The 20,720-nt window shown below is 70.7% G+C and carries 17 protein-coding genes; 9 read left to right on the plus strand and 8 right to left on the minus strand.

The features are described 5' to 3' along the window. Window positions 1-98: 98 nt before the first annotated feature. Complete coding sequence (galE, locus tag Q0863_RS11190; RefSeq protein WP_298577954.1) at window positions 99-1,112, plus strand: UDP-glucose 4-epimerase GalE; 1,014 nt, start codon at window positions 99-101, stop codon at window positions 1,110-1,112. Here galE and Q0863_RS11195 read toward each other — a convergent pair. The 4 genes from Q0863_RS11195 to Q0863_RS11210 all read right to left on the minus strand — a co-directional run bounded on the left by Q0863_RS11195 (window position 1,100) and on the right by Q0863_RS11210 (window position 4,768). After that, window positions 1,100-1,951, minus strand: coding sequence for an alpha/beta fold hydrolase (locus Q0863_RS11195; protein WP_298577955.1), 852 nt, complete (start codon window positions 1,949-1,951; stop codon window positions 1,100-1,102). The genes galE and Q0863_RS11195 overlap by 13 nt on opposite strands. Further along, window positions 1,948-2,760, minus strand: a complete 813-nt coding sequence (thiD, locus tag Q0863_RS11200; protein WP_298577956.1) for a bifunctional hydroxymethylpyrimidine kinase/phosphomethylpyrimidine kinase — start codon at window positions 2,758-2,760, stop codon at window positions 1,948-1,950. The genes Q0863_RS11195 and thiD overlap by 4 nt, the downstream gene beginning before the upstream one ends. Before the next feature lie 602 nt (window positions 2,761-3,362). Next, a complete protein-coding gene (locus Q0863_RS11205; protein ID WP_298577957.1) occupies window positions 3,363-4,052 on the minus strand; it encodes a C40 family peptidase in 690 nt (229 codons plus the stop codon). 122 nt (window positions 4,053-4,174) lie between these two features. Continuing rightward, the gene (locus tag Q0863_RS11210) at window positions 4,175-4,768 is read right to left on the minus strand and encodes a C40 family peptidase (protein WP_298577958.1); all 594 of its coding nucleotides are present in this window, start codon (window positions 4,766-4,768) and stop codon (window positions 4,175-4,177) included. A 71-nt stretch (window positions 4,769-4,839) separates the two neighbouring features. Between Q0863_RS11210 and Q0863_RS11215 the strand changes: the two genes are divergently transcribed. The 4 genes from Q0863_RS11215 to gorA all read left to right on the plus strand — a co-directional run bounded on the left by Q0863_RS11215 (window position 4,840) and on the right by gorA (window position 9,526). After that, entirely contained in the window at window positions 4,840-5,322 is a 483-nt protein-coding gene (locus Q0863_RS11215) for a peptidylprolyl isomerase (protein WP_298577959.1), read from the plus strand. Between the two features lie 293 nt (window positions 5,323-5,615). Then, on the plus strand, window positions 5,616-6,869 hold the full coding sequence (locus Q0863_RS11220; protein WP_298577960.1) for a DUF418 domain-containing protein: 1,254 nt from the start codon (window positions 5,616-5,618) through the stop codon (window positions 6,867-6,869). Between the two features lie 39 nt (window positions 6,870-6,908). Beyond that, on the plus strand, window positions 6,909-8,165 hold the full coding sequence (locus Q0863_RS11225; RefSeq protein WP_298577961.1) for an FAD-dependent oxidoreductase: 1,257 nt from the start codon (window positions 6,909-6,911) through the stop codon (window positions 8,163-8,165). Next, complete coding sequence (gene gorA, locus Q0863_RS11230; protein ID WP_298577962.1) at window positions 8,162-9,526, plus strand: glutathione-disulfide reductase; 1,365 nt, start codon at window positions 8,162-8,164, stop codon at window positions 9,524-9,526. Before Q0863_RS11225 ends, gorA begins: the two co-directional genes overlap by 4 nt. A gap of 58 nt (window positions 9,527-9,584) precedes the next feature. Here gorA and Q0863_RS11235 read toward each other — a convergent pair whose 3' ends face one another. Then, window positions 9,585-10,571: a glycoside hydrolase family 43 protein gene (locus Q0863_RS11235; protein ID WP_298577963.1), complete on the minus strand. Its 987-nt coding sequence runs from the start codon at window positions 10,569-10,571 to the stop codon at window positions 9,585-9,587. Window positions 10,572-10,726: 155 nt separating this feature from the next. Here Q0863_RS11235 and hutG point away from each other — a divergent pair, with 155 nt between their 5' ends. After that, window positions 10,727-11,509: an N-formylglutamate deformylase gene (gene hutG, locus Q0863_RS11240; protein ID WP_298577965.1), complete on the plus strand. Its 783-nt coding sequence runs from the start codon at window positions 10,727-10,729 to the stop codon at window positions 11,507-11,509. Between the two features lie 16 nt (window positions 11,510-11,525). On the opposite strand, the gene Q0863_RS11245 is transcribed toward hutG, so the two are convergent. From Q0863_RS11245 to Q0863_RS11255, 3 genes are all read right to left on the minus strand, one after another. Then, the gene (locus Q0863_RS11245) at window positions 11,526-13,964 is read right to left on the minus strand and encodes a glycoside hydrolase family 127 protein (protein WP_298577967.1); all 2,439 of its coding nucleotides are present in this window, start codon (window positions 13,962-13,964) and stop codon (window positions 11,526-11,528) included. Window positions 13,965-14,112: 148 nt separating this feature from the next. Then, complete coding sequence (locus Q0863_RS11250; protein WP_298577968.1) at window positions 14,113-15,837, minus strand: IlvD/Edd family dehydratase; 1,725 nt, start codon at window positions 15,835-15,837, stop codon at window positions 14,113-14,115. Between the two features lie 189 nt (window positions 15,838-16,026). Next, window positions 16,027-16,986 (minus strand): LysR substrate-binding domain-containing protein, encoded by a 960-nt coding sequence (locus Q0863_RS11255; protein ID WP_298577969.1) that lies wholly within the window; start codon window positions 16,984-16,986, stop codon window positions 16,027-16,029. 171 nt (window positions 16,987-17,157) lie between these two features. Here Q0863_RS11255 and Q0863_RS11260 point away from each other — a divergent pair, with 171 nt between their 5' ends. Genes Q0863_RS11260 through Q0863_RS11270 form a run of 3 tightly spaced genes read left to right on the plus strand, consistent with a single transcriptional unit; the run spans window position 17,158 to window position 20,553 of the window. Next, window positions 17,158-18,507, plus strand: a complete 1,350-nt coding sequence (locus tag Q0863_RS11260; protein WP_298577970.1) for an MFS transporter — start codon at window positions 17,158-17,160, stop codon at window positions 18,505-18,507. Between the two features lie 22 nt (window positions 18,508-18,529). Next, entirely contained in the window at window positions 18,530-19,495 is a 966-nt protein-coding gene (locus Q0863_RS11265) for a glycoside hydrolase family 43 protein (protein WP_298577971.1), read from the plus strand. Next, window positions 19,492-20,553, plus strand: coding sequence for an arabinan endo-1,5-alpha-L-arabinosidase (locus tag Q0863_RS11270; RefSeq protein WP_298577972.1), 1,062 nt, complete (start codon window positions 19,492-19,494; stop codon window positions 20,551-20,553). The genes Q0863_RS11265 and Q0863_RS11270 overlap by 4 nt, the downstream gene beginning before the upstream one ends. Window positions 20,554-20,720 lie beyond the last annotated feature (167 nt).

Raw genomic sequence — 20,720 nt, forward strand, 5'->3', positions numbered from 1 at the left:
CGACATGGCAGAACGGGGATTGCGGCGGCATGCGGCCAACGCGCACGTGGCGCCATCGTGACGGATAATCGGCCGCTGGCGTTCCCTGGACCCGTGGCATGCGCATCCTCGTCTTCGGCGGTACCGGCTACATCGGCAGCCATACCTGCGTCGAGCTCGCCGCGCGCGGACATGAGCTGGTCATCGCCGACAACCTGGGCAACAGCTCCGCCCATGTCCTCGATCGGCTGCAGCGGATCACCGGCAGGGTGCTGGACTTCCGCCGCGTGGACCTGCGCGACCGCGACGCCACCATGGCGCTGCTGGCCGATGGCGGGTTCGAGGCGGTGGTGCACTTCGCCGCGCTCAAGGCGGTGGGCGAATCGTGCGAAAGGCCGCTCGACTACTTCGACAACAACATCACCGGCACGCTCAACCTGCTGCAGGCGATGCGGGCCGCGGGCGTGGAGCGGATGGTGTTCAGTTCGTCGGCCACGGTCTATGGCGATCCCGACCGGGTCCCGGTGGCCGAGGATGCCGCGCTGCGCGTGACCAATCCGTACGGCCGTACCAAGCTGGTGATGGAGCAGCTGATCGGCGACCTGTGCGAGGCCGACCCGGATTTCCAGGCCGGCATCCTGCGCTACTTCAATCCTGTCGGCGCGCATGCCTCGGGGCTGATCGGCGAGGATCCCTCCGGCACGCCCAGCAACCTGATGCCCTACATCTGCCAGGTCGCCGTGGGCCGCCGCGAGCGGTTGAGCGTGTTCGGCGGCGACTGGCCCACGGTCGACGGCAGCGGTGTGCGCGACTACATCCACGTGGTCGACCTGGCGCGCGCGCATGCCGATGCGCTGGACACGCTGGCCCGCACCGGCAGCGGCTTCACCGTCAACCTCGGCACCGGCTCGGGGGTGAGCGTGCTGCAACTGGTACGGGCCTTCGAGCGGGCTTCGGGGCGCGCGGTGCCGTTCGAGATCGTCGGCCGGCGCGCCGGCGACGTGGCCGAGGTGTATGCCGATCCCGCGCGCGCGCAGGCGCTGCTGGGCTGGCGGGCGGAGCTGGACGTGGACGCCATGTGCCGCGATGCCTGGCGCTGGCAGTCGATGAATCCGGACGGCTACGGCAGCTGAGCGCACAGGCGGTCGGCCACGCGTTCGGGCTCGCGCATCCAGGCGTAGTGGTCGGGCCGGGTGCCGGCGGCGGTTGCGTCCAGGCATTCGATCCGTGCCGGTGCCCGCGGCATCTTGCCGAGCAGGAACGCAAGCGACGAGTGCGGCGCCAGCCAGTCCTGCGACAGCAGCAGCGCGTGCGCGGGCCGGTCGAGGCGGGACAGCCCCGCCTCGAGGTCCGCGGCCAGTCCCGCCGCGGCGTAGCGGCCGCTGATTGCGGTGCGCGCCCAGTCGACGATGACCTGCGCGGCCTCGTTGCCGCCAAAGCCGATGCGGCGGCCGGGCAGGGCGCCGTTGATCGACGCCAGCCAGGGCAGGAAGCGGTAGACCAGCGGCAGCCACGCACGTTGCGGCATCGGGAACGCGCGCCAGTAGGGAGCGCCGCTCGCCACCAGCCACGTCGCCTCGGCCGTTCCGGGCGCCAGCGCCAGCCGGCAGCAGGCCAGCTGTCCGCCCAGGCTGTGGCCGCCGACGATCCGCGGCGGGCCGTCGGGCAGGAGACGGTCGATGGCCGCCTGGCTGGCGGGGATGTCCTGCACCAGCAGTTCGCGATAGCCCCAGTCCACGCCGCGGCGGGCGCGCAGGCTGCTGCTGCCGTGGCCGCGCCATTCGTGCAGGAAGACCGCGACGCCGCGCGCGGCCAGCGCTTCGGCGAAAGGCAGGTAGTGGCGGGCGGCGACGCCCAGGGCGGGCAGCCACAGCAGGCTGTGGCGGGGCGCGGGCGGAATGCGCGCGAGCAGGTCCCAGCGATGGCCGTCCGCCGCGCGCACCTCGTGGCCGCTGGCGGACGCCGGGGTCATGCCTGCGGTTGTTCCGCCGCGCCCAGGTGGTCGAGCACGCGCACCTCGCCGCGTCCGGGCCGGTAGCCCTGGCGCAAGGCGCGGCCCACGTAGTCGACCGCCGCCGCGGCGGCCTGCGGCACCGGCCATCCCAGGCACAGCCGCGCCGCGGCGGCCGACGCCAGGGTGCAGCCGGTGCCGTGGCCTTCGATCGGCAGGCGGGCATGGGTGAACACGGCGGACGTGGTCGCGTCGCGGTAGCGGTCGACCACCTGCGCGCCCTCGTCCAGGTGCGCACCCTTGAGCAGGACGGCCCTGGCACCCATCGCCAGCAGGCGTGCCAGCGCCTGTTCGGCGTCGGCGGCGCTGGCGATGCGCATGCCGGCCAGCAGTTCGGCTTCGGGGATGTTCGGCGTCAGCAGGTCGGCGCGCGGCAGCAGGCGCGTGCGCAGCGCCTCCAGCGCGTCCTCCGCCAGCAGGCGCGCACCGGAGGTCGCGACCATCACCGGATCGAGCACCAGCGGCGCGGGCGCATGCGCCTGCAGCGCGTCGGCCACGGCGTGGATCACCTCGGCGGTCGCGAGCATGCCGAGCTTGACCGCGCCGATGTCGAAGTCGTCGAAGCAGGCGTCGATCTGCGCGCGCAGGAACTCGACCGGGGGCACGTGGACGGCGGTGACGCCCCGCGTGTGCTGGGCGGTCAGTGCGGCAATGGCCGACAGGCCATGCACGCCATGCGCGGCGAAGGTCTTGAGGTCGGCCTGGATGCCGGCACCGCCGCCCGAATCGGAGCCGGCGATGGTGAGGGCGGACACGATGGAATCGGACATCGCGACATTGTGCCGCCTGCGAAGGATTCGCGCGCGGGACGCGGTCGCGGCCCCGCGGCGCAAAACAAGAAGGTGCTTCCCCCTTCGGGGGAGTCGGACCAGGTTGCGGATAGCTGGATCGGGTCTGCGGTCGGGAGTCGTCCCGGGCCGGGGGTTACTCCCCCGCTCGGTCAGCCCGCTTCGCGGTCCGGCCCGCGGTGCAGCGCGCCCGGCGTTCGCGCGGACGCGCGGCACTGCCGCGCAAACGTCCGTGCTCGCGCATGGCTGACGCGCCGCCGCAGCCATCCATGCGCTGCTCTCTACCCCGCCCCGGAAGGACCATCGCCAGTCTCTGGTCCAGCTTCGAAAAGTGGGCCATCGAAGCATCGCAGCATCAGTCGCGGCAAGCCGCGCCTTGGCGGCCGGGGATCGCGACAAGCAAGACATGGATGTCTTGCGCGCGAGTCAGGACATGGATGTCCTGATCGGGCGAAAAGCGATCCCCGGCCGGCAGGGCGTGGCGTCCAGTTCGAAGCGTGCGTTGCTCCTCCCTCGACCGGGAGAAGAACCAGCAAAAAGGCCGCCCTGCGGCGGCCTTTTCATCGACGGCGGGGCGCGTGCCCTCAGCTTTCCGTGCCCAGCCCGGCGACGCGGCGGGCCTGCAGGAACCGCCCGCTCCAGTAGCCGGTGTCGAGCTGCGAGACGGTCACGTCGCGGCCGGTGCGCGGGGCGTGCAGGAAGCGGCCTTCGCCGATGTAGATGCCGACGTGGTCGACGCGCTTGCCGCGGCGGCCGAAGAACACCAGGTCGCCCGGAACCATCGCGGTGCGGTCGACCTTCTCGCCGTCGCGGGCCATGTCGCGCGAGACGCGCGGCAGGTCGATGCCCAGCGCGGTCCGGAACACGTAGCCGACCAGGCCGCTGCAGTCGAAGCCGGCCTCCGGCGAGGCGCCGCCCCAGCGGTACGGGGTGCCGAGCAGGGCGAGGCCACGCTTGAGCAGGGTCTGGACGCGTCCTTCCTCCGGCGCCGGGGAGGCCTGCGCGGCGGCCTGCGCCGCGATCAGCTGGTTGACGTCGCTGGCGAACAGCACGTCCTGGCTGGACGCGCGCAGCGGATTGGACACCAGAGTGCGGGTGACCGAGGCCGAGGGCGCCGCAAGGGCATCGGCCGAGTCGCCGGCCAGGCCGGGGCCGGCAAAGGCGGGCAGGGCGGATACGGCGAGCAGGCAGCCGCAGAGGGCGACGAACTTGCCCTGTCTGGCCGGATTGGAGCGATGTCGGGTCAGGCCGGACGGGGCGGTCGCTGTCGTCACGCGGGCTTCACTGGAGCGGATCAGCGGCGGAGTGTGCCGGAGTGAAGGCGGCGTGATGTTAAAACCGGGTTACACAAACCTGTCCAAGTAAGTGATTCTGCTCACAAATCCGAACGGTCCGTTCACTGCAGGACCCGCTTCGCCCCGCTGTAGTGGCGTCGCCAGTAGCTTCCGTCCAGATGGTCGAGGCGCACGGTTCCCCCGGTGCTGGGCGCGTGGACAAATCGTCCCTCGCCCACGTAGATGCCCACATGCGTGACCTGCGTCCCGCTTCCAAAGAACACCAGGTCGGCCGTGGCCAGGCGCTGCGGCTCGATCTTCGGGCCCTGGAAGCCGGCCAGTTCGCGCGAGGTCCGCGGCAGCCGCAGGTCCAGCATGTCGCGGAACACGTAGTTGACCAGCCCGCTGCAGTCGAAGCCGCCGTCGGGCGTGTTGCCGCCGTAGCGGTAAGGGGTACCGACCAGGCTGATCGCGCGCATCAGCACTGCATTGGCGGCAGCGGGATCGGCCGGCGTGGTCGCCGGCCACTCGCGCGTGGGCACCACGGCGGCGCCGCGCGGGGTCGGGCGCACGTCGTCGCGGCCGCAGCCGGCCAGCAGCAGCGCGCCGCCCAGGGCCAGCGCAAGGGCGGCCCGGATTGGCGTTGCCGCGTCCGAGTCCGGATAATGGCCGGCTCCGTCGCCCGACGGCAGGGTGCGTTCGCGTGGCGGTTTCATGCGCGGCATCCTGCACGGGCCGTTTCCTCCAGACAAGCCGCGGCCCGCGCCGCGCCTCCCAGCGAGCCGCCATGAAGATCGAGAAAGACCGCGTCGTCCGTTTCCACTACACCGTCGCCGAAGCCGGCCAGCCGCCGCTGGAGTCGTCGAAGGAGCGCGGCGAGCCGCTGGCGATCCTGATCGGCCACGGCAACATCATCCCCGGCCTGGAGAAGGCGCTGGACGGACACGAGGCCGGCGAAAGCTTCGGCGTCGACGTGCCGGCGGCCGAGGCCTATGGCGAGCGCCGCGACGGCCTGACCCAGCGCGTGCCCAAGAAGCACTTCGGCGCGCAGAAGCTGGCCCCGGGCCAGCAGGTGGTGCTCAACACCAACTTCGGCCCGCGCGCGGTGACCGTGGAGAAGGTGGGCATGAGCGTGGTCGACGTCGACCTCAACCACCCGATGGCCGGCAAGGACCTGCATTTCGACATCGAGATCGTCGACGTGCGCGAGGCCGAGCAGGTCGAGATCGAGCACGGCCACGTGCACGGCGAAGGCGGCCACCAGCACTGACCGCACCGCCGGCCGCCGCGCCGCCTGCGCGGTGCGGGCGGCTGGCTGCAACCGGGGACCCGCGCACGGCGGGTCCGCCCGGCGTCGCCGCCGCGATGGTCGCTCCGCGGCCGGCTCGCGGACGCTGCTCGTCACTGCGCTGCTTCGCGCGCTCGTCCACGCTCGCAACGAGCGTCCACGCCGCGCGATGGGGTCCGCGCTTCGCAGGGCCCGCTCGCACCGCGCGCCGCCGCGCTTGGCAAGCGCAGGCCGACCCCGTCATCCTGTCGCCCGGGATCGAGGGGAACCAGCACGTGACGCATCTGCAAGACCTCCAGGCCGGCGGTCCGCCGGCCTTTGCGCCGATCGACGCCGCGCAGCGCATCCAGGCGCTGGACGTGATCCGCGGTTTCGCGCTGCTCGGCATCTTCCTGATGAACATCGAGTGGTTCAGCCGGCCGCTGCAGGAGATGGGCTCGGGCATCGATCCGGCCGCCACCGGTATCGACCATGCCGCTGCGTGGGCCGTGCACGTGCTGGTGGCCGGCAAGTTCTGGGTGCTGTTCTCGCTGCTGTTCGGCATGGGCTTCGCGGTGATGTCGAGCCGGGGCGGGCACGGCGCGCAGTTCCGCAGCCGCTACGTGCGCCGCTGCCTGGTGCTGCTGGCATTCGGGCTGCTGCATGCGCTGCTGCTGTGGCCGGGCGACATCCTGCATGCCTATGCCGTGACCGGCCTGCTGCTGCTGGCCTTCGGCGAGGTGTCCAACCGCGCCAGGCTGCTGCTCGGGATCGGCCTGTATGCCGGTCTTGCCTCGATGATCGTGGTCGGTGGCGGCCTGATGTCGCTGGCGCCGCCGGGCGAAATGCCCGGGTTCGAAACCATGGCCGTGGAGTTGGAGTCCGCCGCGGCGGCCGCGCGCGAGGTCTATGCGCACGGCAACTACTTCCAGGTCGTGCTCCAGCGCGGTCGCGACTTCCTCACCCTCGGCGTGCAGGGCGCGCTGATGATGATCCCGATGGCGCTGGGCGTGTTCATGCTCGGCGCATGGCTGGTGCGCTCGGGGCGCATGCACGACGTGGCGTCGCAGGGCGGCTGGTTCGCGCGGCTGGCGCTGTGGACGCTGCCGCTGGGTGCGGTGTTCGTGACGCTCTCGATGTCGGTCGGCGAGAGCTTCGACGGCATGCGCGAGATGGGGCCGATGCTGCTGGCGCAGGGGTTGATGATGCTCGGCAGCCTGCCGCTGGCGCTGGGCTATCTGTCGCTGCTGGTGCTGGGCCTGGGCCTGCCCGGCATCTCGCGCGTGCTGGGCTGGCTGGCGCCGGCCGGGCGCATGGCGCTGACCCACTACCTGCTGCAGTCGCTGGTCGCTTCGAGCCTGTTCTTCGGCTACGGCCTGGGCTGGTGGGGGCAGCTCGGGCGCGGCGCGCAGGTGCTGCTGGCGCTGGCGATCTTCGCGCTGCAGGTGGTGGCGAGCCACTGGTGGCTGGGCCGCTACCGCTTCGGCCCGATGGAGTGGCTGTGGCGCTGGCTGACCTACGGTGCACGACCGGCGATGCGCCTGGGCTGAGCCCATGGAGTGCATCGCGCGCGCCGTTACACTGCACGGATGACCGAACGCAGCGACATCCTCGTCATCGGTGCAGGCGTGTCCGGCCTGGCCAGCGCGCTGTGCCTGCTCGAGCGGGGCCGCAGCGTGCGCGTGATCGACGCCGGCCGCATCGGCGGCGGCAGTTCCCACGGCAACTGCGGCACGCTGACGCCCAGCCATGCCGGTCCCCTGCATGCGCCGGGCATGGTGGCCAAGGCCATGCGCTGGATGCTGACGCCCGACGCGCCGTTCTACGTGCGCCCACGCTTCGATCCGTCGCTGTGGCAGTGGATGCTGCGCTTCGCCGGCCGCTGCAACCAGCGCGACTGGAATGCGTCGGCCGCGCCGCGTGCGGCCATCCTCAACGCCTCGCGCCAGGCCTTTCCGCAGTGGATCGGCGGCCACGGCCTGGACTGCGAGTTCGCCGAGCCGGGCGCCGACTGCGTGTTCCGCGATCCGGCGCAGATGGAAGCCTACGTGCGCCAGCTGCCGGCGCTGGCCGAACTCGGCATCGCGGCCGAGGTCATCGACGGCCGCGATTACCAGGCGCAGGAACCGGCGCTGCGCGAAGGCGTGGCCGGCGCGGTGCACTATCCGGGCGACGCCCAGCTGCGGCCCGATCGCTACGTGGCCGAACTCGCGCGCGTCGTGGTCGCGGCCGGCGGCGTGATCGAGGCGCAGTGCGAGGCTACGCATGCCGAGGCCGATGGCGGCGGCATGCGCGTGCACACCTCGCGGGGCGAGCGCCGTGCGCGCGACGTGGTGCTGGCGACCGGCGCCTGGTCGCCGCTGCTGGCGCGCTCGCTGCGGCTGCGCTGGCTGCGCGACGCGATGCAGCCGGGCAAGGGCTACTCGATCACCTATTCGCGCCCGTCGCTGGTGCCGCGGCGGCCGATGACGCTGCACGAGCGCAAGGTCTGCGTGACGGTGTGGGAAGACGGCTTCCGCCTGGGCAGCACGATGGAGTTCTCCGGCCACGACAGCACGCTCAACCGGCGCCGGCTCGATGCGCTCGAACGCGGCGCGGCCGAGTACCTGCGCGAGCCGGTCGGCCCGGTCAAGCGCGAGGAGTGGTACGGCTGGCGCCCGCTGTCGTGGGACGACCTGCCCATCATCGGCCGCGCACCGGGTCAGCCGCACCTGTGGCTCGCCACCGGCCACGGCATGCTGGGCGTGAGCATGAGTCCGGCCACCGGCCGCCTGCTGGCCGAGCTGGTGGACGGCGACACGCCGCACATCGACCCCACGCCGTACTCGCCGGAGCGCTTCGCATGAGCCGGACCGATCTGGATTTCGACCTCGTCGTGGTAGGCGGCGGCAGCGGCGGCCTGGCCGGCGCCTTCCGCGCGGCCGGGCACGGCGCGCGCGTGGCGCTGCTGGAGCCGGGCGAGCTCGGCGGCACCTGCGTCAACGTCGGCTGCGTGCCGAAGAAGGCGATGTGGCTGGCCGCGGAACTGGCCGGCAACATCGCCCTGGCCTCGCAGCTGGGTTTCGACGTGCCGGCGTCGCCGGAGCTGGACTGGCCCACGCTCATCGCCAGCCGGCAGCGCTACATCCACGGCATCCATGCCAGCTACCGCCGCCGCCTGGACGAGGCCGGCGTCGTGCTGCTGCCATCGCGCGGACGGCTGCACGATGCGCACACCGTCGAATGCGACAACGGCACGCGCCTGCGGGCGCAGCACATCCTCATCGCCACCGGCTCGCATCCGCGCCGGCCGGCGGTGCCGGGGGCGGAGCTTGCGGGCGTGTCCGACGACTTCTTCGCTTTCCACGCGCCGCCCGGCCAGGTCGCCCTGGTGGGCGGCGGCTACATCGCCGTGGAGCTTGCGGGCGTGCTGCAGGCGCTGGGCTGCCGCGTCGACATCTATGCGCGCAGCGCGCGGCTGCTCAGCCACTCCGACGCGGAGCTGGCCGGGCGGCTGCAGGAGAACTATCGGCAGCAGGGTATCGGCCTGCACTTCGACTACGCCCTGGCGGCGATCGAGGGCGAAGCCGGCGACCTGCGCCTGCGCGACGCGGCGGGCCAGTCCACCGGCGGCTATGCGCACGTGATCCTCGCCACCGGGCGCACCGCCAGCACCGCCGGACTGGGCCTGGAAGCGGCCGGCGTGGAGCTGGACGCGCGCGGCAACATCGTCGTCGACGCCTGCCAGCGCAGCCGCGTGCCGCACATCGTCGCGGTGGGCGACGTGACCGGTCGCGCGACGCTGACGCCAGTTGCGATCGCCGCCGCGCGGCGCGCCATGGACCGCGTGTTCGGCGGCGATGCGCAGGCGCGGCTGGACTACGACGACATTCCGACCGTGGTGTTCGCGCACCCGCCGCTGGCTTCGGTCGGGCTGACCGAGGCGCAGGCGCGCGAGCAGCATGGCGATGCCGCGGTCCACGTCAGCCGCAGCACCTTCCGCCCGATGCGCCAGGCGCTGGGCGACCGTCCGCAGCACAGCCTGTTCAAGCTGGTCTGCGTCGGCGAGGCGCGACGCGTCGTCGGCATCCACCTGCTGGGCGAGGGCGCCGACGAGATCCTGCAGGGCTTCGCCGTCGCGCTGAAGAAGGGCCTCACCCTGGCCGACCTGCACGACACGGTGGCGATCCACCCGACCAGCGCCGAGGAGGTGGTGCTGATGCGGTGAGGGCTGTCGAGCGCCGCGCCCGCACCGCTCCCGGCAGCTGTTTCCTGCCGCGGCCCGGCTACCTCTTCCGTGGGACTGAAACGCCTTCGGCCGTATGCACGATGGGCAGGATGCTGCCGTCTGCCCCGTAGTACAGGTGCTCCACCGCCACGGCGCGGCGGCCGAGACCGCCAGGTTGATCCCCGACGGTCAGCTTCCCGTCGTGGTAGAAGAAATACCAGTTGCCCTTGAACTCCACGATCCCCGGATGGATGGTGAAGCTGTTTTCCGCCGGGCCACTGATCTCGCCGCGGTAGGTCCAGGGGCCGGTGACGGACGGTGCGGTGGCGTAGGAGATCAGCTCGTCGTCGGACACGGACTTGTCCATCGAGGCGTAGGTGAGATAGTAGAGCTCGCCGCGCTTGTGCAGCCACGGACCCTCGACATACTTGGGCAGTGCGACCTGCTGGATGGGGCCATCCAGTTCGATCATGTTCGGCTTGAGCCTGGCGTAGTAGAAGTTGGCATTGCCCCACATCAGCCAGGCGCTGCCGTCGTCGTCGATGAAGACCGTCGGGTCGATGTCGTCCCAGGTGTGTGGTCCCTGCGGCGTCATGTCGTTGCTCACCAGCGCCGACCCGCGCGCATCGACGAACGGGCCGGTCGGGCTGTCGGAGACCGCCACACCGATCGCCTTGCCCGGACGCGTCCGGTCGTGCTCGACCGTGGCGTAGAAGTAGAACCTGCCGTCCTTCCCGATCGCCTCCGAGGCCCAGGCATCCTTGCTCGCCCACCTGAAATCGGTGGGCTTCATGATCGGGCCGTGGTCGGTCCAGCGCGTCATGTCGGTGGTCGAATAGACCCGCCATTCGACGATGTTGAACATCTCCTCGCCGCGCGCCATGTCGTGGCCGACGTAGAGGTAGAGCGTATCGCCGACCACCAGCGGGGCGGGATCGGCGGTATGGCGGTCGGTGAACAGCGGATTGGTGGCGCCGCCCGGCGCCTTGTCAGCGGTAGCGCATGCGGCCAGCGCAAGGCAGGAGATCAGCAGAAAGGATTTCATCGCAACGTCCGGTGGAAGGCGCGCCGGGGCGGGCGCACGTCGAAGGTCGGCAGGGGGGCGGAGGAGGGCAGCGCGTGGCGTCGGCAGGGATCGCGGATCGCCGCGGGGCCCCGTGCGTGGCACCGCGCAGTGGGCGTGGCCGTACAATCCGAGCCATGGAAATCTGTACGCTTCAACGCGGCACGGCGCCGCTGCTGGTCAGCCTGCCGCACGACGGTACGCTGGTGCCCGACGACATCGCCGCCCGGCTCACCCCGCAGGCGCGTGTTGTGCCGGACACCGACTGGCACATCGCGCGCCTGTACGCGTTCGCGCGCGACCTCGGCGCGTCGGTCCTCGTGCCCCTGCATTCGCGCTACGTGGTCGACCTCAACCGCAGCGAGGACGATGTCTCGCTGTATCCGGGGCAGAACACCACCGGGCTGTGTCCGACGGTGCGTTTCTCGGGCGAGCCGGTCTACCTCGACGGCGAAGCGCCGGACGAGGACGAGGTGCGCGCGCGCGTGGAGCGCTACTGGCGGCCCTATCACGATGCGCTGCGCGATGAGCTCGCGCGCCTGCATGCCGCGCATGGGCGCGTGGTGCTGTGGGAGGGTCATTCGATCCGCGGCGAACTGCCGTTCCTGTTCGAGGGCCGGCTGCCCGACCTCAACCTGGGCACCGCCAACGGGGCCAGCGCCGGCGTGTCGCTCCAGCGGCGCTTGGAGGCGGTGCTGGCCGGCCAGTCGCGCTACGACTGGGTGCACAACGGGCGCTTCCGTGGCGGCCACATCACCCGCCACTACGCCGATCCCGCGCGTGGTATCCAGGCCGTGCAGCTGGAAATCAGCCAGCGCGTGTACATGGACGAGGATTCCTTTGCCTGGGACGAGGCCAAGGCCGCGCAGGCGCAAGCGCTGATCCGCGCGCTGCTGGTCGAGGCGCTGGCCGCGGACTGATTGCGCGGCCGCCAGGCTAGCCATCGGTTGTCGCCGACAGCAGGCGCAGGCCGAACAGCCGTGGCGTGCGGCGTCCATCGCGCGCGACGAAGCGCACTTCGATGCCGTCGCCGCGCGCCAGCGCGGACAGGTCGGGCGGCAGGACGATCTGCCGGACCCCGAACTCGTCGGTGCCGGCGCCGGAGATCTCCACCGTCGACAGCACCTGTCCCTCGACCACGACGTCCATGGCCACGTTCCAATCGCCCCCGAACAGCTCCAGCGCCAGCGCCAGCGGTGCGTCGGCCGCGACGTCGCGGCGCGCCCGCAGGCGGTAGCCGAACCAGCCGCCTGCGTCGCGCCAGGCGCGGCCCATGAGCGAGCCCGTGTTCGACTCGCGACCCGTGTAGGCATGGTCCACTTCCGGCTGCTGTTCGCCGGGCCGCACCTGGTCGAGCGTGCGCGCCTCCAGCGCCTGGCGCTCGCGTTCGGCCGCCTCGACCGCAGCCACCACGGCCGGGTACTCCGCGGGCGTGGCAGTGCGCCAGTAGGCCATGTAGCGCGCGTCGTGCACGCGGAAGAAGGGTTCCAGCCGCAGTTCGCGGAATGTCTCGGGCCGGACCAGGGCCGATGCGGTGAAGGCCAGCGGCTCGCCTGGCACGGGCCGGATATGGTCGGCCAGGCGCGCGCGATCGCCCACCAGCATCGGCGCCTCGTCGAGCGGCAGGTACGGCCCCGGCGCGATGTGGCTGCCGCGGCCGTCGTCGGCCACCAGGCCGTCGAGCCCGTCTTCGCCGGTGCGCGCGGCCAGCATCAGCGGGCCATGCATCACCGCCACCCAGTCGGACCCGTCGGGCAGGGCTTCGAGGCGCGTGCGCATCGGCAGCGCGATGTCGATGCGGTCGCCGTCGTGCCAGGTGCGGGCGATCGCGACGACGCTGCCCGGTCGGGATGCGAGCGGCCAGGACCGGCCGTTCACGTGCACGGCCAGGTCGCCCTGCAGCCACGAGGGATGGCGCAGCTGCAGCGCGAAGGCCTGCGGTCCGGCCAGCTGCAGGTGCAGGACGGTGCGCGGATCCTCCGGGAACCTGGTCTCCTGTCGCAGCGTAAGGCCGCGTTCGCGCCAGTGCACGGACGAGGCGATGTACAGGTTCACCGCCAGCGTGTCCTCGCCGCAGGCGTAGACGAAGGAGGCGTGGCGGCCGTGGTTCTCGATGCCGGTGCCGACGCAGCACCAGAAGCATTCCTGCGGCTGCGAGTACACGCGGTAGTGGCGCGGCCGGATCGGGGTGAAGTACACCAGCCCGCCGTGGTGCGGATGCTGGGTGGACAGGATGTGGTTGAACAGCACGCGTTCGATGAATTCGACGTGGCGCGGCTGCGGATCCAGCCGGTGCAGCAGCATGGTCAGCCGCAGCATGTTGTAGCTGTTGCAGGTTTCCGGGCCTTCGCGCGAGGCCAGCATCGCGGAGAAGTCGTCGGCGGGGTGGAAGTGCTCGCGCGCGCTGTTGCCGCCGAAGGCGATGCTGCGCCGCTGCGACACCGTCTCCCAGAAAAAGCGCGCGGCGTCGATCCAGGCCGGCTCGTCGTCCAGTTCGCCGATGCGGGCGAAGCCGATCACCTTCGGGATCTGGGTGTTGGCGTGCAGGCCGTCGAGGCGGTCCTCGCCGCGCAGCAGCGGATCGAGGATGGCGCGATGGCAGAAGCGTCGCGCCAGCATCAGGTGCCGGCGCTCGCCGGTGAGGGCGTAGACGTCGGCCAGCACCTCGTTCATGCCGCCGTGCTCGGTGTCGAGGATGCGCTGCAGCTGCACGTCGTCGAGGTTGGCGACGAGGGCGTCGCACCAGTCGGCGAAGCGCACCAGCAGGTCGCGGGCGGTGGCGTTGCCGGCCAGCAGCCAGGCATCGCGCAGGCCGGCATACATCTTGTGCAGGTTGTAGAACGGCACCCAGGCGCCGTCGAGCGAGAATGCCTCGGCCTGGAACTCGCCCGAAGCGATGCGGTTCCACAGCACGCGCCCGTTGGGGACGCCGCCGAGGTAGCCATCGCCATTGGCGCGCTGCACCTCGGCCAGTGCGTCGACCATCGCGTCGAGACGGCGCCGCATCCCGCCATCGCCCTGCGCGGCCTGCTGCGCGAGGGCGGACAGGTAGTGTCCCGCGGTGTGGCCGTCCAGGCCCATCGATTCCCAGTTGGGATACTTCGGCGCCGGCGAGGGCAGGCCGGCCTCGATGCGGTAGGGCGCGAGCAGGCGGTCGACGTCGAGCGCCGCGAGGTAGCGCAGGTTGAGCGCGTGCGCGTGGCCGAAGGGACCGGCGTCCAGGCGGACCGCGTCCAGCGGGAACGGGTTGCCGGCGTTTGCGACGCCGGGAGAGGCAAGCGAGGGCCACGATCCCGCGGCCGGCAGCAGCAGGCCCGAGGCCGAAGCGACAAGGAAGCGGCGGCGATCCGGCGAAGCAGGGGCGGGGTGGTGCATCACGGGTTCCCTTGGACGGTGACGGCTTCATGCGCGCGGCGACAGGCGCCGTTGCCGCGTCCTCGATCCTCATCCATGCCGCGATGTGCGGACCGCATGCGCGGCCGGTCACCGGCCTTCGCATCCACCCGCCGCGGATCCCGTCGGCTCAGTGCGAATCGCCCGCCACGGTGTCGCCGCTGCCGCCGACCAGGAAGTCGAGGTCGGCGCCCAGGTGGGCCTGCTGCACGTGTTCGACGTAGAGCTTGCTCCAGCCGCGCGCGGGCGCCGGCAACGGGGTCCATTCGGCGCGGCGGCGGGCGAGTTCCTCGTCGCTCACGTCCAGGTGCAGGCGCCGGCCCGGCACGTCGAGCTCGATGATGTCGCCCTCGCGCACCAGCGCCAGCGGTCCGCCGGTGGCGGCCTCGGGCGAGACGTGCAGCACCACGGTGCCGTAGGCGGTGCCGCTCATGCGCGCATCGGAAATGCGCACCAGGTCGGTCACGCCCTGGCGCAGCAGCTTCGGCGGCAGCGGCATGTTGCCCACCTCGGCCATGCCCGGATAGCCGCGCGGGCCGCAGTTCTTCAGCACCATGACCGAGTCCGCGTCGATCTCCAGCGCCTCGTCGTCGATGCGCGTCTTGAAGTCGTCGATGTCCTCGAACACCACCGCGCGGCCGCGATGGCGCAGCAGTCCAGGCGAGGCCGCCGACGGCTTGATCACCGCGCCGTCGGGGGCGAGGTTGCCGCGCAGCACGGCGATGCCGGCCTCGGGCCTGACCGGTTCGGCCAGCGGCCGGATCACGTCGCGGTTCCAGCACGGCGCATCGGCGATGTTCTCGCCCAAGCTGCGGCCGTTGACCGTCATCGCATCGAGGTCGAGGTGGGCGGCGATTTCGCGCAGCGCCGCGGGCAGGCCGCCGGCGTGGAAGAAATCCTCCATCAGGTACTGGCCTGACGGCCTGAGGTTGACCAGGCAGGGCAGGCGAGAGCCGATCGCGTCCCAGTCGTCCAGCGTGAGCTGCACGCCCAGGCGTCCTGCGATCGCCAGCAGGTGGATCACCGCATTGGTCGAGCCTCCGATCGCGGCATTGGCGCGGATGCCGTTGGCGAACGCCTCGCGCGTGAGCACCTTCGACATGCGCAGGTCCTCGCGCACCATCTCCACGATGCGCCGGCCCGACAGGTGCGCCAGGCGCATGCGTCGCGCGTCGACCGCCGGGATCGCGGCGTTCTCGGGCAGCGACATGCCCATCGCCTCGACCATGCAGGCCATGGTCGAGGCCGTGCCCATGGTCATGCAGCTGCCCTTGGAGCGCTGCATGCAGGCCTCGGCCTCGTTGAATTCCTCCTGGCTGAGGGTGCCGGCACGGACCATCTCCGACATCTCGATCACGCCGGTGCCCGAACCGACCGGCTTGCCGCGCCAGTTGCCCGACAGCGACGGCCCGCCGGAAATGCCGATGGTCGGCAGGTCAACGCTGGCCGCGCCCATCAGCAGCGAAGGGGTGGTCTTGTCGCAACCCATCAGCAGCACCACGCCGTCGATGGGGTTGGCGCGGATCGATTCCTCCACGTCCATCGAGGCGAGGTTGCGGTAGAGCATCGCGGTGGGCCGGATCTGGGTCTCGCCCAGCGACATCACCGGAAACTCCAGCGGGAAGCCGCCGGCCTCGTACACGCCGCGCTTGACGTGCTCGGCCAGCTCGCGGAAGGAGCTGTTGCAGGGCGTGAGTTCCGACCAGGTGTTGCAGATGCCGATCACCGGGCGCCCGTCGAACAGGTCGTGCGGCAGGCCCAGGCCCTTGAGCCAGCTGCGGTAGTAGAAACCCTGCTTGCCGTCGCGGCCGAACCACTCCTGGCTGCGGCGTGCCGGCTTCTTCGGAGCGCTCATGCGGTCGGGGATCCTGCCCGGGTAAGGAGTGGCTGGCCGTTCGCGGAAGGCGCGAACGACCCTGTGCCACGATGATGCTACCGGGGTGATACATGCACGAAAAATAACAATTGCAGGCGCATCAATATGCGTCCTGATATCGATGCGCGGCAGCGGCGACGGCCGGCGCCGAGCCAGGATGGCGGCCGGTCAGGGTTCCCGACCGGCGCTCGCCGGGTAGACCCGTCCGGCTTCGTCCTTGAGCGCGGCCAGCACCGTGCGTGCCCCGGGCGAGAGCAGCCAGTCGGTGCGGGTGATGAAGCCGAACGAGTCCATCCGGCACGACAGCTCCACCGGCAGCTGCTTCACCATCCCGTAGCCCGCGTAATGGCGGGCCACGTCCACCGGCACCACGGCCAGGTGGTCGCTGCCCTGCAGCAGGCGCGGCACCAGCACCAGCGCCGCGGTGCCGATCACCTGGCGCGGCGGCTGCAGGCCTGCATTCTGGAACATCAGTTCGAAGCGGTGGCGCAGCACGCTGCCCTCCGGCGGCACCACCCAGCTCGCCCTGGCCAGTTCGGCCAGCGACGGCCGGCCCTGCGCGAGCAGCGGGTGGTCGGGGCGGGCGATGGCGCACACGTCCTCCTCGGCCAGCGGCTCGTAGTGCAGGTTGCGCTTGTCGTGGCGCGCGAACAGCCGCCCGATCATCAGGTCGATCCGGTTCTGCGCCAGCTGCTCGAGCAGCACGTCGCTGCTTTCGACCATCATCGAGATACGCAGGTCGGGGTGGTCGCGGTTGAGCCGCGCCAGCGTCGGCGGCAGCAGGGTCATCGCCGGGCCGGCGATCGCGCCGATGGTGACGCTGCCGGCGTGGCCGGCCTTGAGCGCGTCGATCTCGGCGCCGGCCTCGCCCAGGCTGGCCAGCGCGATGCGCGCGTGGCGGATCATGCTCTCGCCGTACCAGGTCGCGCGCATCCCGCGCGGCAGCCGGTCGAACAGCGGCACCCCGATCAGGTCCTCCAGGTCCTTGAGCAGCTTGGAGGCCGCCGGCTGCGACATGTTCAGCGACTCGGCCGCACGGTGGATGTTGCCCTGTTCCTCGATGGCGATCAGCAGCATCAGCTGGCGCGTCTTCAGGCGCGCGCGGACGAACCAGGGCGGGTTGGGCACGTGCGATGTCCTATGTCGTGATCCATATGGATTATCACGATTTTCGTATTTGTTGCATATCCATTGCCCGACCAGAATGGGTCCGGCCGAGGAACGCCGCAGATGCGCCCGGCCAGGACCGCGCCGGCGACGCTGCCGTGGCGGCCAGGATCACGCATTCGCGGAGGGGCGATGCAGGACCAGAAACTGTCGGTGCTCGAGAAGGTCGGTTTCGGCGCCGGCGACATGGCGGTGAATGTCGTCATCTCCTCGATGATGCTGATCATCACCTTCTTCTACACCGACGTGTTCGGGCTCAAGCCCACCGACGTCGCGCTGCTGCTGATCGTGGTGCGCCTGTTCGATGCGGTGACCGATCCGCTGATGGGCCTGGTCACCGACCGCGTGGAGACGCGCTGGGGCCGCTACCGTCCGTACTTCCTGGTGTTCGCGGTGCCGTTCGGCATCTCGGTATTCCTGGTGTTCACCACGCCCGACGCCGACTACGGCGCCAAGCTCGCCTGGGCCTATGCGACCTACCTGCTGGTGACGCTGTTCTTCACCATCGTCACCATTCCCTACATCTCGCTGATCGGCGTGCTCACGGCCGACCCGAAGGAGCGCCTCTCGGCCAACGGCTACCGGCTGTTCTTCGCCAAGGTCGCGGCCTTCATGGTGACCATCCTGGTGCCGGTGCTGGCCGAATCCTGGGGCCGCGGCCAGCTTGCCGAGGGCTACCGATGGGCGATGGGCCTGATGGGGCTGATGGCGACGCTGCTGCTGCTGCTGTGCTTCTTCACCACCACCGAGCGCATCCGCCACCACGTCGACCGCACGCCGCTGCTGCAGCAGGCCAGGCTGCTGTTGCGCAACGACCAGTGGCTGCTGCTGTGCGCGGTGTGCGTGATCGGCACGATCGGCTACGTGGTGCGCGGGTCGGTGGCGGCCTACTACGCCAAGTACTACCTCGGCGGCGATGCCGCGATGCTCTCGGCCTTCCTTGCCACCGGTGTCGGCGCGGCGATCCTGGCGATGGTGGCGTCCACGTGGATCACCAAGCGCTGGTGCAAGGTGGCGATGTTCCGCTGGACCCAGCTGCTGGTGGGCGTGCTGAGCGTGGCCATGTACTTCCTGGTCGAACCGGGCGACGTGGTGCTGGCCTTCGTGCTGTATTTCCTGATCAGCTTCGTGGTCGACCTGCATGCACCCGTGTTCTGGTCGGCGATCGTCGAAGCGGTGGATTACGGCCATGCCAGGAGCGGCCGGCGCGTGGCGGGGCTGGCGATGGGCGGCATCTCGTTCTGCCAGAAGGCCGGCATGGGTGTGGCCGGCGCGATCGTCGGCATGTTGCTGGCGTGGTTCGGCTACGTCGCAGACCAACCGCAGACCCCGCGCTCGCTCAACGGCATCGCGCTGATGCTGACCGTCATTCCCGGTCTGTTCCACGCGCTGATGGGCGCGGTGATGTTCTTCTACCGCATCACCGACGAGCGTTACCGCCAGATCCGCGCGCAGATCCTGTCCGACGCGCCGGCCGCCTGACGACGCAATAGAGAGCCCCCGCATGCGACTCCGCAACCCGTTCATCCGCAACCGCGCCGATCCGCACATCTCGCTGCACGACGGCCGCTACCATTTCACCGCCTCGGTGCCCGAGTACGACCGTATCGTGCTGCGCCGCGCGCCGACACTGCCCGGGCTGGCTGCCGCCGAGGAAAGGACGCTGTGGATCGCGCCGGCGACAGGGCCGGCGTGTTCGCTGGTGTGGGCGCCGGAACTGCACCGCATCGACGGCACATGGTTCGTCTATTTCGCCGCCGCGCCCTCGCGCGGGATCAGGGACGGGCTGTTCCAGCACCGCATGTACGCACTGCGCTGCGCCGCCGAAGACCCGATGCAGGGCGAGTGGGCCTTCGCAGGGCAGGTCGACAGCGGCATCGATGCCTTCTGCCTGGACGCCACCAGCTTCGAGCACGCGGGCGTGCAGTACTACCTGTGGGCCCAGAAGCATCCCGGCATTCCCGGCAATTCCAACCTCTACCTCGCGCCGCTGCGCGACGGCCTGCGCATCGAAGGCGAGCCGGTGCTGCTGACCAGGCCCGAGTTCGACTGGGAGGTGCAGGGCTTCCTGGTCAACGAGGGGCCTTCGGTGCTGATCCGCCACGGACGCGTCTTCGTCACCTACTCGGCCAGCGCCACCGACGAGCGCTATGCCATGGGCCTGCTCTGGGCCGATGCCGACGCCGACCTGCTCGATCCGGCCAGCTGGCGCAAGTCGCCCACGCCGGTATTCGTCTCCGACGCCGAACGCGAAGTGTTCGGCCCGGGCCACAACAGCTTCACCATCGCGCCGGACGGCATCACCGACCTGCTGGTCTACCACGCCCGCAACTACACGGAGATCGAAGGCGACCCGCTGTGGAATCCCGATCGCCATACCTGCGTGCAGCCGCTGCAATGGGACGCGCAGGGCATGCCGGTGTTCGGGCGGCCGCTGCGCGAGGTGGAGATTCCGGAGGCGGTGGCATGAGTGGCCCGCGTTTCGCGATGGCGCTGCTGGGCTGGCTGCTGATGCTGCCGGCGCTGGCCCAGGAGGCCCGGCCCAACAACGACGACATGATGGAGCGCCCGCCGGTCGCGGCCCCGCGCGAGGGCTACTGGGCCGACGTGCTGGCGCACGACCCGGTGATGATCCGCCAGGGCGAGACCTGGTATGCGTTCGTCACCGGGCCGGGCGTCACCGTGTACAGTTCCAAGGACATGGCAACGTGGCAGGCCGAGCCGCAGGTATTCGCGGAGATCCCCGCCTGGGCCTCCACCATCGTGCCGGGCTTCAACGGCCACATCTGGGCGCCGGACATCTCGCATCACGATGGCACCTACTACCTCTACTACTCGATCTCCAGTGGCGGCAGGAACACCTCCGCGATCGGCGTGGCCACCAACCGCACGCTCGACCGGTCCGATCCGGCGTTCGAATGGGTCGACCACGGCATCGTGCTGCGGTCGGTTCCGCACCGGGACATGTGGAACGCGATCGACGCGCAACTGGTCGAGGACGACGACGGCACGCCCTGGCTGGCCTTCGGCTCGTTCTGGGGCGGCCTGAAGCTGGTGCAGCTGCGTGAGGACCGGCTGCGCCCGGCCGAGCCGCAGCAATGGCACACGCTGGCCAAGCGCGCCCGTTCGATCCTGGTCGACGATGCCGAACCCGAACCGGGCGCGATCGAAGCGCCGTTCGTGTTCAGGCGCGACGGCTGGTATTACCTGTTCGTCTCGTTCGACCACTGCTGCCGCGGCGCCAAAAGCGACTACCGCATCATGGTCGGACGCTCGCGCACGCTCACCGGCCCCTACCTCGATCGCGACGGCCAGCGCATGGACCGGGGCGGTGCCACCGAAGTGCTGCGCGGCACCGCCCGCTGGCCCGGCCCGGGGCACAACAGCGCCTATACCTTCGATGGCCGCGACTACCTCGTCTTCCACGCCTACGACGTCGAGGACGGCGGCTTGCCTAAGCTGAAGGTGCTGCCGATGACGTGGGATGGAGACGGCTGGCCGGTGGTGGACCCGTCGCCGCTGCGTTGAAAACGCCAGCCTGCGCGTTGCCATGGATGCGTGCCCGGCACTGCATGTGCCGGCGGCGGCGGAGATCAGACAGGAGGGGCAGACGCGGCAACTGCGTCCCGCATGGCGATCGGTATCCTCGACCTCACAGGAGAAGGCCGCCCGGAGGCGGCCTCTTCCTGTGCTGC

Origin of the sequence: uncultured Luteimonas sp. (assembly GCF_947492465.1) — a bacterium.
Lineage (GTDB): Bacteria > Pseudomonadota > Gammaproteobacteria > Xanthomonadales > Xanthomonadaceae > Luteimonas.